Below are 13,056 nucleotides of genomic sequence, written 5' to 3' on the forward strand. Positions count from 1 at the left end.
ACACTCCTTTACGACGTTCGTCACCGCGTTTTGGCCTCTTCCCACCACTTGTCCATCTCGGCAAGATCGGTCTGTTCAAACGTCCGGTTCGATTCCCGAAGCTTCTGCTCGATGTAGGAAAAGCGGTTCGTAAATTTACGGTTTGTCAGTGCCAAAGCCTCTTCCGGGTCGATTTTAAGGAAACGGGCAAGATTTACGACAGCAAACAGCAGATCGCCCAATTCCCCCGCTTGCTCGGCCGGATCAGCTTCCCGCAATTCCCGGTATTCTTCTTCGATTTTCTTGTATACGTCGGCGATCTGATCCCAGTCGAACCCTACCGCAGCCGCTTTCTTTTGCAGTTTATACGCATACATAAGGGCAGGCAGGTCGCGCGGAATCCCGGCCAGCTTCGATTGGGCGTTGATATCCTGCCCTCTCGCCGCTTTCTCCTGCGCCTTTATCTCCTGCCAGTTGGCCAAAGCTTCATCGGCGTTGCTGGCACCCCCCTCCCCAAAGACGTGCGGATGCCGGCGAATCAATTTTTCGTTCAGCCCGGCGACGATGTCTTCCACCGTGAAAAATCCGTCTTCCGCCGCCATTTGCGCATGCAGCATAATCTGCAGCAGCAGATCGCCCAGCTCCTCGCACATGGCATCGGGATCGTCATCGTCGATCGTTTCCAGTACCTCATACGTCTCTTCAATCAGGTTTTTGCGGATGCTGCTGTGGGTCTGTTCGCGATCCCAAGGGCAGCCTTCCGGACTGCGCAGCGTCTCGACAATCCGCTTCAACGTGTAGAACTGCCTGTTTAAGACCGCCTGCTCCTGCGTCGGCGGAACGTATACCAGACTGAGATTCCCCAGGTGCTCTACCCGGTCCAGTTCAAACAGCGGAATCGACTCGATCCGCTCCAATCCGCTTACTCCGATAGCCGTGGCCACCGTTACCTGGTATTCGTCGGGAAACACTTCCATAAGCGTCAGCTTCACGTCGGAAGCGGTCAGCTTGTCGTACACCTGAGCGATGACGGTATGCAGCAGCGGATTGACCTGCTCCGAGCGGATGCTGGTCGCGTCCAGGAGAGCAAACCCGTCAATCGGATCAATCTGAAGTCTGGCGAACAGGGGGTCCAAAAAGCTTTGTCCTCCTTTGACCTCGACGGAAACGTCCTGCTGGGGAGCTTCCTTGAGCAGCAGCTGTACCGTCTTTTCGGCTACGAGCGGATGCCCCGGCACGGCATAGACCAGTTCCCCCTGCTGCTTCGCCTGATCGAGCAGCGAGGCCGCGATCGAGGAGTAGACGGCATCAAACGTCCCGTGCCGTTCGTACACATCGTCAAATGATGTCACGGCTACGCCTTCCTGCTCCAACTGTTCCACCACCGGATGTTCCCGTGTACGAACATATACCCGATTCCCGTTTTTTAACAATCTATAACAGCCAAGCGGAAGCTGGTCCAATGTCCCCGCCCCCAGACCGACTACGATAATTTTTCCGGTCATTCGCGCCAAACCTCCTGTACTACTCTTTACGAAGTAATTTTAACCGAGTGAGCAGACTGGCCAAACGTTCTCCTTTGGGCAAAAAGCGCATGTCTGAACGGGTCAAACCGCCGGTCACCAGCAGCGCGACAGCATAGGCAGCAAGGCCGGCCGAAACGGCACCTAAGGCCACCACTGTCTGAATCAGCCGTCCGTCAGTGTTTGCACCGCCGGCAAGGACGGCGTACAAACCTTTCTCGACAAAGAGGACAATCACGCTCATCAGCACGGTCGAGAGAAATGGCTTCCCAAAAATTTGCCGCATGCGCAGCTTTGCCCCTGTATAACGTAAAATCGCCTTAAAGTTGAGCGACATCGCCAGCAGATAAGCGATGACTGTAGCCAACGCCGCGCCCGAGATGCCCCAAAGCGGCACGAACGCCAGGTTGAGCAGCAATTTGGCCAGTACGCCAAAAAACAGATGCCGCGCCGGCAGGACCACTTTCCCCAACCCTTGCAGAATGCCGGATGTGGCAATGCTCAGCGTCGCAAACAAAATGGTGAAGGCTTGAATGGCAAGCGCCTCTGTGCCGTTGGAATCGCCGTACAGCATGATGTTGATCGGCTCGGCCAACAGCGAAAGCCCGAACGAGGCCGGCAAGCCAAGCAAAACGGTGAGACGCAGGGCAACCTCTGTGCGGTATGAGATCACCTGATGCTTTTGTTGGGCGACAGCTTCACTGATCGCCGGAACCAGCGCCAGCGACAGCGACGTGGCAAAAAACGTCCCAAACTGGATCAGAGGCTGTCCGCGGTCAAACGCCCCTTTCAGCAGTACAGCCTGATCTTTATCAAGGCCGCTCCACTGCAGCAGATTGCTTACGGTGATGCCGTCCACCAGCGGGATCAACGGAAGCACCAAAGCCCCGACGCAAATAGGCAGCGCGTAGTTCCAAATACTGCGGAGCACTTCCCTGTTGCTGACGCTCTCCACCCTCTGGCGGTAGCCGTGCGGGATCCTTGCCGCCTGGCTGCGGGAGGTGCGCCGCCAATAGTAAAACAAGACGACAACAGCGGCAAAAGCTCCGGGAAGCGCTGCAAAAACAGCGCCCGTCCCCGCCAGGTAGGCATCGTCATAGGCGGACATCGCCCAGTAGGCGGCGAAAATGATGACAATTACCCGCACCAGCTGTTCGACAACCTGGGATACTCCTGTCGGAATCATATTCTGGTGGCCTTGAAAATAGCCCCGCATAATCGCCGCCACCGGCACGAGCGGCAGCGACCAGGAAACCGCCCTAAGCGGCAAGATCAAGTGCTCGTCCCCCATGATGCTGGCGATCAGCGGCGCTCCAAAATACAGCAAGAGAAAGAACAGGATCCCGAGCACGCCCAAGACTGTACTCGCAACCCGAAATGTCTTTCTTGCACCCAAGGGATCGCCGACTGCCAAGCGTTCGGAGACGATTTTGGAAATGGCGATCGGGAAGCCGGCTGTCGCCAAAATCAACAGTGTGGTATAAAGCGGATACACCTGCATGTATACGTATAAACCTATGTCACCGGCTATATTCTGATACGGTATGCGGTAGACGGCACCCAGTACCTTTGAAAGCAGACCGGCAATCCCTAAAATGGCGGCACCTTTGACGAAGTGGTTGGCGCTTCTGTCACTCGACATATGTATTTACGATCTCCTCTCAGCCCACAAACTTCGTCCATTATACCACACAACCCGTACAACGTAGAAAAAGCAGCCCGATCATCACGGACTGCTCAGAGATTACTGCTCCATTTGTTTGGCCAAAAAGCCCGCAGCGGTCTCGGCCATTTTTAATTCCAGATCACTCATCTTGGCTGTGTCGCTCTTGCTGAGCAGAATGACTGCTCCGATCGGATCGCCACCGGCAACTATCGGCGCAACAACAAAGGAGGAGTAGTTTTCTGGTAAATCCCGGCATATTTCGTATTGCCCGCTGTTTTTTTCGACCCGGCTCTTCCTGTCTTCCAGGGATTTTTCTACAATATTGCCGATCGGCTTGTCCATGTATTCTTTTTTTGAGGCCCCGGAGACGGCAATCACGGTGTCCCGATCAGAGATAAGCACGATGTGGTTCAGACTTTCGTATAGCGAATCAGCATACTCTTTTGCAAAGTCACCAAGTTCACCAATGGGCGAATACTTCTTCAAAATCACTTCCCCGTCACGATCAACAAAAATCTCAAGAGGGTCCCCTTCACGAATACGCAGCGTTCGACGGATTTCCTTCGGGATCACGACCCGTCCGAGGTCGTCAATTCGACGAACAATTCCAGTTGCCTTCATTCCTTGTTGCCTCGCTTTCTTGAGAAATTGGGTGGTGGCTTCTGCATTACCTGTATTTTGTCCGTAAACCCTGTTTTTTACTATGTGCGGTATTTGTAAATTATTTACACCTCTACACTATCCCCGGGTGGTGAGTGCTTTTAGTATTCACTGCCTAAAGAAGAATATGCGACCAAAAAAACAGGGAGTCATATTGACTCCCCGCCTATGATTTTGCCTGTTGGGTAATTTCCGGCACATGCCATGCCGTTACCAGCTTGTCCAAATCTTCCTTGACAAATTTCTCGTACTGCTCGGGCAGCGCCTTTTTGCGCAGTTCTTCTTTAGCCTGGTCAAAGGTCTTTTCCGCCCGGCTTTCTACGCGGATGATATGGTAACCGTAACTCGTTTTTACCGGAGGACCAATTTCGCCGATCTTCTGGGTAAGGGCAGCTTCCTTGAATTCCGGAACCCACTGGTTTACATAAGCATCCTTATACAAGCCCCCGTTGTCCTTGCTCCCGGGGTCCTCCGAATGCTCCTTGGCCAGTGTGGCAAAATCCTCGCCCTTTTTCAGCTTCTCTTCCAGGTCGTTGGCGATTTTCAGGGCTTCTTCCGGTTTCCGGTTTTCCGTCAAAATCAGAATGTGCCGAACGCTTGCGATTGTAAATGCGTTTTTGTCGGCCTTCAGCTCTTTATCGTATTCCGCCTTCAGTGCTTCATCGGTCAAATTCTTGTCCAAAACCTCGACAGAATCGTTAATCGCGGCCATCATGCCAACTACTTCATCCTTCGTAATCCCCTGCTGCTCCATCAGCTTGGTAAATTTAGCCTCGTCACCGCCGAGCAGTGACAGATACTGGGTTTTAATCTGCTCGAAGGTCTTCTCTCCAAGCTCCTTGGATGCAGCTTTGGTCTTGTCATCAGCCCGTTCGGCAAGAATTTTGGTTGCCATGTACTGATGCAAATAATTCTCCAAGGATGCTTTATCTGCTGCCTCGATCATCATGCCTTCCTGCGGATTCATGAAATTGAGTGTCCGCAGAAAAGCAGCAAATTCTTTTCCAGTCAACTTGCCGCCCTTATACTCCGCCAATGTGGCGTTCGGATCCTCCTTGTACGGAAAGGTCAAGGCCGGAAATTGGGCTAGAGGGTCATCGGCGGACGGCTGCTTGGCAGCCTGGTCCTGCTCGCCTTTCCCGCATCCGGAGACAAGGGACACAGCGAGCGCCGCCACTGAAATCAACAAGGCGAATCGTTTGTTAAAAAACTTAGTCGCTTTTTTCATGTAAAGACGACTCTCCCTTCTTCGTTATGGACGAACCTCCAGCTCATCGGCTATCACCTCGCCCTTACTGGTGTCTTTGCGAACCAAATGGAATTGGCTCAGCAATTTCTCAACCATCTGTACGCCTTCTTCGATTCGTAACCCTTTTACTTTAACAGTTATAATGATTTGCTGTCCACCCGAGAGTCCGACTCGCCGATCCCAGCTGCCGGTCAAGGCGAACAGCGCACCGCCGTCAATGTTGTTGTTTTGGTCCGGATGCAAGTATAACTTAATCACATCAGGATCTTTTTGACTAATTTCAACAATTCGGTGACGGATGGCGTAGACACGCAAACGTGAGATGGTCAGCAGGTTTTCCACCGGATTGGGGATATCGCCAAACCGGTCGAGCAGCTCCGCCGCCAAGTCATCCACTTCTTCGAGCGATGAAACCGCGACAAATTTTTTGTACATTTCGATCTTCTGGCGGCTGTCCGTAATGTACAAAGAAGGAATATAGGCGTCGATCTGCAGGTTGATTTCAACAGGCGAGCTTGCCTCGACCTTCTGCTCTCCTTTTAGCTCGTCGATCGCCTCTTTGAGCATTTGGCTGTACAAATCAAATCCTACGGAATTGATAAACCCGTGCTGCTCCGCTCCCAACAGGTTGCCGGCGCCGCGAATCGCCAGGTCGCGCATCGCGATCTTGAACCCGGAACCCAGTTCGGTAAACTCCTTGATCGCCTGCAGCCGTTTCTCGGCAACCTCTGTCAGCACTTTGTCGCGTTGGTACGTGAAGTAGGCATAGGCTATGCGATTGGACCGTCCCACGCGACCGCGGAGCTGGTACAGCTGAGACAAGCCCATCTTGTCCGCGTTGTAGATGATCAGCGTATTCACATTGGGGATGTCTACTCCTGTCTCGATGATCGTCGTGCTTACCAGCACGTCGTACTGCCCATCGAGAAAATCCAGCATCACTGCCTCGAGTTCGGAGTCGTTCATTTGGCCGTGGGCGACCGCGATGCGGGCATCAGGGACCAACTGCGAGATCTGTTCGGCCATCTGCTCGATCCCCTGGACTTGATTATACAGGAAGAATACCTGCCCCTCGCGCGCCAATTCCCGTTCAATCGCTTCTCGTACGAGGGAAGGACTGTATTCCATCACATACGTTTGTACCGGAAAGCGATTTTCCGGCGGTGTCTCGATGACGGACAGGTCGCGGACACCAAGCATCGACATGTGCAGCGTCCGCGGGATCGGCGTCGCAGTCAAGGTCAGGACGTCGACATTGGTCTTGAGCTGCTTCAGCTTTTCCTTGTGGCTCACCCCAAAGCGCTGCTCCTCATCGACAATCAACAGCCCCAGATCGCGGAAGACGATATCTTTGGACAACATGCGGTGGGTACCGATAACGACATCGACTGTGCCATCCTTTAATCCCTTGATCGTCGCATTTTGATCCTTGCGGGAGCGGAATCGGCTGAGCACCTCCACCCGGATCGGATAGTCGGCAAATCTCTCGGAAAACGTCTCGTAATGCTGCTGGGCCAGAATGGTCGTAGGAACGAGGACCGCCACTTGCTTCCCATCCATCACCGCTTTAAAGGCAGCCCGGATGGCTACTTCTGTCTTGCCGTAACCGACGTCGCCGCAGACGAGCCGATCCATGGGCCGCCGCCTTTCCATGTCCGCTTTCACTTCTTGAATCGTCCGGAGCTGGTCAGCCGTCTCCTGGTAGGGGAACATCGCCTCAAACTCCCGCTGTTCCGCCGTGTCCGGGTGAAACGCAAACCCGACCGACGCCTCTCTGGCGGCGTACAGCTTGATCAGGTCCTCGGCGATGTCTTTGACAGATGACTTCACCTTGTTTTTGACCCGTTTCCAGTCGTTCCCACCCAAGCTGTAAATTTTTGGCTCAGTCTCTTCACTGCCCACGTACTTCTGGACGTGGTCGATCTGTTCGATCGGTACAAACAGACTGTCTCCGCCGGCGTAGCGAACGTGCAGGTAATCCTTGTGAATGCCGAGGATTTCTTTGGTTTCGATGCCGAGATACTTGCCGATCCCGTGGTTGATGTGAACGACGTAATCTCCCGGCTTTAATTCCATGTAGTTCTTGATCCTCTCCGCATTGCTCATCGTCTGCTGAACTTTGCGGGCTTTTCGCTGCTTGGCGGTGAAAACTTCCCCTTCGGTCACGACGACCAATTTGTTCAAAGGAAGCTCAAACCCACTCTGCAGGTTTCCAAGGATAATCGTCGGCCGTCCCTGCGGTACCGTCTGAGCCTCCTCCAGCAGCAGGTCAGCCTCCATCTCGTAATCGCTCAGCACCCGCTCCAGCCGCTTCGCACGCTCCACGTCGGCGGCGACGAACACGATCTGGTTGTGTCCCTTTCGCCAACGGGCCAACTCAGTCTTTAATACGTTCATCTGACCGTGAAAGTTTTGCATCGTCCGACAATTAATATTGACGATGTTTTGCGGCTGCGTTTTTGGCGTCTGCCGCAAGAACGGGGATTGATAGATGATCTGCCAGCGGCGTTTGTGCAAAAGATCATCGTAGGTGGCAGAAAGGGACAGGCTTGACATAAATTCCCCATGCGAAACCCTGTTCATGATCCACTCGTGTTCTTCTTTTTGCATTTGCGCCGCGGTATCGATCACGCGCGATGGCTCATCGATAAATAAGATCGTGTCCGCAGGCAGGTAATCGAGCAGTGTATCATGGTTTGGATAAATGACTGAAATATAGGAAAAAAGCTGGGGAAAGCGATGGCCTTGTTGCATCAATTCGATGTCGCCGCCAATTTTTTGCATCACGCGCTCTTTCGCCGCTCCGTCCTTCAGTTTGGCAAGCGTCTCACCCAGCTTTTTTTCCAGCCGAACCGCCGACTCCTGCAGCAGGTCTGTAGAGACGATCATTTCCTTCGCAGGGCCGATCGTGTAGGTCTGAACGTTTTCCTGAGAGCGCTGGGTCGCCATATCAAAGGTGCGGATCGAATCGATCACGACGTCAAACAGTTCAATCCGAATCGGCCATTCCGAATCGATCGGAAACAGGTCAATGATGCCGCCGCGCACGCTCAGCTCGCCTTTTCGCTCGACCATTTCGACCCGTTCATATCCAAGCTCAATCAGCTTTTCCAAGAAGTCATCGACGTTCATCTCGTCGCCGACGGAAAGCTTTATCTGCGCTTCCTTCCATACGGAGGAAGGCACAACAAACCGGCGAACACCGGCGAACGGGGCAACCAAAATACCCGAAAAGCCTTGTGCCAGTCGGTTGAAGACGTGTATCCGCTGGGCCAGCATCTCGGGGCTGGCAATCGCCAGTTCGGATCCGATCAGTTCGTTGCCCGGATAGAGCAGAAGCTGCTCGTCAGGGAGGAGCTCAGACAGATCCTCGTATACCTTTTGCGCCTGATACATATTGTGAGTGACTACACAGATCGGCCGGTTTGCCTGTTGGTACAAAGCGGCCATCATCACTTGACGGGCAGATCCGGCAAGACCGGAAACCAATTGTTCCGACAGACCTTGCGCCAGGCCCGCTATAATTGTTCCGAAATGGGCATCGTCTTTTATGGAGTTTATAATGACTTGCATTGAGGCAGTCTCCTCTCCGGTTCTCTCTCATGCGAAAATAGCCTTAGCTTCACCATAAGCCAAGGCCTGAAGACTGTATACCTTTCGTTCAAGTAAAGTGCCGCCGGCATTTTAACAAAACACCTCCGGATCCCCTTACTGCAGCGGATTCCCTACCAGGGACAGCTCGGGATGCTGGTTAAATGCGTCTCGGCAATAATCGCAAACGACACGAACGACGGTATCCCCGTCTCGTTCTTTGGATATTATATGTTGGCGTTCTTCCGGGGTCAAGGAATGCAGTCCTAATTCTACTTCAGAAACGGCTGCTTGATCCAGCTCCCCCAGTTTCATTCCACAGCAGCGGCAGACGTAAAGAAAACTCAATTGTTTCAACCTCCCAAGGCATCAGAAAGGCGGCAAGGAAGACCGAATCACTGCTGCGATCTTCTCTTCTCTCTTCCTGCAACTGGATTTTTTCCAGATGTTACATCAATAGTATCTCCCTTGGGGGGTGAAAAAATACGAGTCTCGCACGTCAGCCGGCAGTTGTGTTATATCGGTTCATGACGAGGTCAAATCGTTCTGTCGCGGCCATGGCACACGCCTCAGCGGCCAGAGCGACCGCCCGCTCGATCAGCGGGTGCTCGCCAGTCGAAAAGGAGCCGAGGACGTAATCGCTTACATTCCGCCCCGGTTCCGGACGGCCGATCCCGACCTTGATCCGCTTGAATTCCTGCGTGCCCAGATGCGAGATCAGCGATTTGATCCCGTTATGCCCGCCAGCGCTGCCCTTTTCCTTTAGTTTTAAACGGCCGACGGGCAAATCCAGGTCGTCGAATACCACAAGAATGTCTGCCGGCGTTAATTTGTAAAATGAGACAATCTCCCTGACAGACTCGCCGGACAAGTTCATATACGTTTGCGGTTTTACCAGCAGCACCCGCTCCCCGTTGATCCGCCCTTCGCCGATAAGTGCGCGAAATTTGTTCTGGGAAACGGGGATCTGCCACTCGTTACTAACTTTATCTATGGCCATAAAACCGACATTATGCCTCGTATCTTCATACTGCCTGCCCGGATTTCCCAATCCGATCATTACTTTCATCGATGATTCCTCCACGATCAAGGTAAAGCAAACACTCGCTGATTCACTCCCTTTATTGTACAGGATATAGGCGGGGAAAAACAGTGTCACTGAAAATCCGGGGCGAAAGTCGGAACTTCGCAGCTGTCCGTTCCTGGATCCTCTACACCTTGGCTGCTTCGTTGACAGGGGAATCGGCCTTTTCCGCCTGGGCCTCGGCTTCTCCTTCCGCTTCTATCGATTCGTCGGAGGCAGCTTTCGTAGGCAAAATGCTTACGATTACTTCCATTTCATCCAGTTCCAGATCAATCCCTTGGGCAATGTTCAGATCCTTGACGAGAATGACATCGCCAACCTGCATTCCCTCTACGTTTGCCGTAAAGGTCTCCGGGATGTCCTTGGGCAAGCAGGAAATTTCGACACTATGCCGTACGAGTGAAGCAATCCCATACTCTGGATGGCCAGTCAAAACAACCGGGACGGTAGTGTGTACCTTTTCGTTCAGATTGATCTGTTTAAAATCGGCGTGCAGCACATTTCCCTGAACGGGATGGCGCTGCAGCTCATACATCATGACCGCGTATTCCTGTCCGTCTACGCTCAGCGTTAGCGGCACATTGGTAGGCTGCTTGCGGAGAAGCTGATCCAACTCCAGGGCCTTTACCTTGATCGGCAGATTCCCGATTTCCGAACCGTATACTACAGCGGGGATCCATCCGGTGCGGCGCAACGCGTTCGTCGTTTGCCCTCCCCTTCCGGTGACTCTCATGGCGGCGTGAAGTGTTTCCATAGATAAACCTCCTTACAGAGCAGCTAGAAATTTCTTCCCTGTTTCTAGCTTGTCCCGGTAGGGAGGTTTTGACTCATGGCTGTCGTTTAATCAAACAGTTTGCTAACGGATAATTCCTCATGGACGCGAATGATGGCTTCCCCAATAATCGGCGCGACGGAGAGAACTTTGATTTTCTCGATCTGTTTTTCCGGCGGAAGCGGAATCGTGTTCGTTACGACCAATTCGCGAATCTTTGACGAATCAATCCGCTCAATGGCAGGACCGGACAGAACCGGGTGGGTGCAGCAGGCGTAGACTTCGCGGGCGCCTGCTTCGACTAACGCATTCGCCGCAAGGGTAATCGTCCCTGCTGTATCAATGATGTCGTCGATGATAATAGCTGTTTTACCCTCGATATTCCCGACGATGTTCATCACTTCCGCGACGTTTGGTTCTGGACGGCGTTTGTCGATGATCGCGATTGGCGCTTCCAGCCGTTCCGCCAATTTGCGGGCGCGCGTTACCCCTCCGTGGTCGGGAGAAACCACGACGATATCAGGCAGGCCCTTATCCTGGAAGTACTTGCCGAGAATCGGCACTCCCAACAGATGATCTACCGGAATATCGAAAAAGCCCTGAATTTGCGTCGCGTGCAGGTCCATGGCGATAATCCGGTGGGCGCCTGCAGTCTCGATCAGATTGGCGACCAGCTTGGCCGTGATCGGATCGCGTGCACGCGCTTTGCGGTCTTGACGAGCGTACCCGTAGTACGGGATTACGACGTTGATGCTTTTGGCCGAGGCGCGCTTTAACGCGTCTACCATTACCAACAACTCCATCAAGGTTTCGTTTACAGGGGCGCAGGTTGGCTGAATGACGAAAACATCAGCACCACGAACACTTTCATTTAACTTTATTTGACACTCTCCATCGCTGAAATGAACCGCCTCGGAATTGCCCAGCGGAGTGCCGATATGCTCGACGATCTCACGGGCAAGCTCAGGGTTGGCGTTACATGTAAAAACCTTCAGTTTGGGGTCGCGGTAATTAGCCATTTTTCTTCTAGGAACCTCCGTTTAGTCCTTTTTATTCTTTTATAGGAAATAAAGCTTGACTTACTTTGTTTTGCGAGGAAGCTTCGCCACGTAGCCCGGCTTGTTTACCTGGCGCTCGCGAGCGATCGCCAAAGCGTCTGCGGGAACATCCTCGGTTATCGTCGAACCGGCAGCGACATACGCATTTTTGCCAACCCGGACAGGAGCCACCAGATTGGTATTGCAGCCGACAAAAGCGCCATCCTCGACGATAGTCTGATGTTTTTGGGCGCCGTCGTAATTTACCGTAATCGTACCGCAGCCCATGTTGACGCCTTCGCCGATCTCAGCGTCGCCTACATAGCTCAAATGCGGGATTTTGCTGCCCGGGCCTACCTTTGTATTTTTCAATTCGACAAAGTCCCCCACCTTGGCGCGGGCGCCAATATGCGAACCGGGGCGAACGTAAGCGAACGGACCGACAGTGGCCCCCGCATCCGCCCGGGCATCGACGAGAACAGAGTGAGAGATCGTCACACCGTCTTCCACAATGACATTTGTCAGTTCGACATGAGGGCCGATTTTGGCGTCTTCCCCGATGCTGGTCTTGCCGCGGAGAATCGTGGACGGCAGAATAATCGAATCCCGGCCGATCGTTACATCCGTATCGATGTAGGTCGTGCTAGGGTCGATGATCGTAACGCCGTTGCGCATGTGCATTTCATTGATCCGCCGGCGCAAATACGCTTCCGCCTGGGCGAGCTGCACCCGGTCGTTCACGCCATTGGCCTCGTCGGGATCAGCAGCTTCAAATGCACACACCTTTTGTCCAGCCTTGCGCAAAATTTCAATGCAATCAGTGATATAGTACTCGCCTTGAGCATTATTATTATTTAGCTGTGACAAAGCTTCCAACAGTCTTTTGTTGTCAAAGCAGTAGATTCCGGTATTAATCTCCCGAACCGTCCGTTCTTCCTCGGAGGCGTCCTTATGTTCGACGATGCGCAGTACCTCTCCGGCATTGTCTCGAATCATCCGGCCATAGCCGGCAGGATCTTCCACAACCGCCGTCAAAACAGTAGCAGACGCCTGCTGCTGCAAATGATAGTCAAGCAAAGCTGATAACGTTTCTTTTGAGAGTAATGGAACATCGCCGTACAGGATCAGTGTTGTTCCCTCTTTGTCAGCCAAAAAAGGCACCGCCTGTTTGACCGCATGCCCTGTACCCAACTGTTCTTCCTGCAGGGCGTATGCCACCCGCTCGCCCAACAGGCCTTTGACGGCATCAGCACCATGTCCCACTACGACGACAATCTCCTCCACCCGCATGGCGGCAAGCGTGTCTACGACATGCTGTACCATTGGTTTCCCGCACACCGGGTGCAACACCTTATAAAGCTTAGATTTCATTCGCGTGCCCTGTCCTGCTGCTAGAACCACGGCATGTATGTTTGACATGATAGACCTCCAGCTTATAAGTTCCATCCTGACTATATCTTAATCACATGGTGATTTCAAGATAGCCAATGGAGGA

At 53.0% G+C, this 13,056-nt stretch carries 10 protein-coding genes; all 10 read right to left on the reverse strand.

Annotated elements, in window-relative coordinates; all coding sequences use genetic code 11:
• Window positions 1-20 precede the first annotated feature (20 nt).
• The gene (gene yabN, locus HGBM_RS21490) at window positions 21-1,484 is read right to left on the reverse strand and encodes a bifunctional methyltransferase/pyrophosphohydrolase YabN (RefSeq protein ID WP_019123155.1); all 1,464 of its coding nucleotides are present in this window, start codon (window positions 1,482-1,484) and stop codon (window positions 21-23) included.
• 19 nt (window positions 1,485-1,503) lie between these two features.
• The gene (locus HGBM_RS21495; protein WP_019123156.1) at window positions 1,504-3,144 is read right to left on the reverse strand and encodes a putative polysaccharide biosynthesis protein; all 1,641 of its coding nucleotides are present in this window, start codon (window positions 3,142-3,144) and stop codon (window positions 1,504-1,506) included.
• Between the two features lie 102 nt (window positions 3,145-3,246).
• Window positions 3,247-3,789 carry a stage V sporulation protein T gene (spoVT, locus tag HGBM_RS21500; RefSeq protein WP_019123157.1) on the reverse strand — a complete coding sequence of 181 codons (543 nt, stop codon included), beginning with the start codon at window positions 3,787-3,789 and terminating at the stop codon, window positions 3,247-3,249.
• A gap of 205 nt (window positions 3,790-3,994) precedes the next feature.
• Complete coding sequence (locus tag HGBM_RS21505) at window positions 3,995-5,056, reverse strand: peptidylprolyl isomerase (protein ID WP_019123158.1); 1,062 nt, start codon at window positions 5,054-5,056, stop codon at window positions 3,995-3,997.
• A gap of 24 nt (window positions 5,057-5,080) precedes the next feature.
• Window positions 5,081-8,650, reverse strand: coding sequence for a transcription-repair coupling factor (gene mfd, locus HGBM_RS21510; protein WP_019123159.1), 3,570 nt, complete (start codon window positions 8,648-8,650; stop codon window positions 5,081-5,083).
• 135 nt (window positions 8,651-8,785) lie between these two features.
• Entirely contained in the window at window positions 8,786-9,016 is a 231-nt protein-coding gene (locus HGBM_RS21515; RefSeq protein ID WP_019123160.1) for an anti-sigma-F factor Fin, read from the reverse strand.
• A 151-nt stretch (window positions 9,017-9,167) separates the two neighbouring features.
• Window positions 9,168-9,737, reverse strand: a complete 570-nt coding sequence (gene pth / locus HGBM_RS21520) for an aminoacyl-tRNA hydrolase (RefSeq protein WP_019123161.1) — start codon at window positions 9,735-9,737, stop codon at window positions 9,168-9,170.
• 142 nt (window positions 9,738-9,879) lie between these two features.
• Window positions 9,880-10,506 (reverse strand): 50S ribosomal protein L25, encoded by a 627-nt coding sequence (locus tag HGBM_RS21525; protein ID WP_019123162.1) that lies wholly within the window; start codon window positions 10,504-10,506, stop codon window positions 9,880-9,882.
• 86 nt (window positions 10,507-10,592) lie between these two features.
• Entirely contained in the window at window positions 10,593-11,543 is a 951-nt protein-coding gene (locus HGBM_RS21530) for a ribose-phosphate diphosphokinase (protein WP_019123163.1), read from the reverse strand.
• 60 nt (window positions 11,544-11,603) lie between these two features.
• Entirely contained in the window at window positions 11,604-12,980 is a 1,377-nt protein-coding gene (glmU, locus tag HGBM_RS21535) for a bifunctional UDP-N-acetylglucosamine diphosphorylase/glucosamine-1-phosphate N-acetyltransferase GlmU (RefSeq protein ID WP_026074588.1), read from the reverse strand.
• Window positions 12,981-13,056 lie beyond the last annotated feature (76 nt).

This window comes from Brevibacillus massiliensis (assembly GCF_000311785.1).
Classification (GTDB): Bacteria; Bacillota; Bacilli; order Brevibacillales; family Brevibacillaceae; genus Brevibacillus_C; species Brevibacillus_C massiliensis.

What these genes read in the sequence shown, in the direction of transcription:
- yabN (WP_019123155.1), bottom strand. Translation starts at nt 1,484, where the DNA reads ATGACCGGAAAAATTATCGTAGTCGGTCTGGGGGCGGGGACATTGGAC.
- HGBM_RS21495 (WP_019123156.1), bottom strand. Translation starts at nt 3,144, where the DNA reads ATGTCGAGTGACAGAAGCGCCAACCACTTCGTCAAAGGTGCCGCCATT.
- spoVT (WP_019123157.1), bottom strand. Translation starts at nt 3,789, where the DNA reads ATGAAGGCAACTGGAATTGTTCGTCGAATTGACGACCTCGGACGGGTC.
- HGBM_RS21505 (WP_019123158.1), bottom strand. Translation starts at nt 5,056, where the DNA reads ATGAAAAAAGCGACTAAGTTTTTTAACAAACGATTCGCCTTGTTGATT.
- mfd (WP_019123159.1), bottom strand. Translation starts at nt 8,650, where the DNA reads ATGCAAGTCATTATAAACTCCATAAAAGACGATGCCCATTTCGGAACA.
- pth (WP_019123161.1), bottom strand. Translation starts at nt 9,737, where the DNA reads ATGAAAGTAATGATCGGATTGGGAAATCCGGGCAGGCAGTATGAAGAT.
- HGBM_RS21525 (WP_019123162.1), bottom strand. Translation starts at nt 10,506, where the DNA reads ATGGAAACACTTCACGCCGCCATGAGAGTCACCGGAAGGGGAGGGCAA.
- HGBM_RS21530 (WP_019123163.1), bottom strand. Translation starts at nt 11,543, where the DNA reads ATGGCTAATTACCGCGACCCCAAACTGAAGGTTTTTACATGTAACGCC.
- glmU (WP_026074588.1), bottom strand. Translation starts at nt 12,980, where the DNA reads ATGTCAAACATACATGCCGTGGTTCTAGCAGCAGGACAGGGCACGCGA.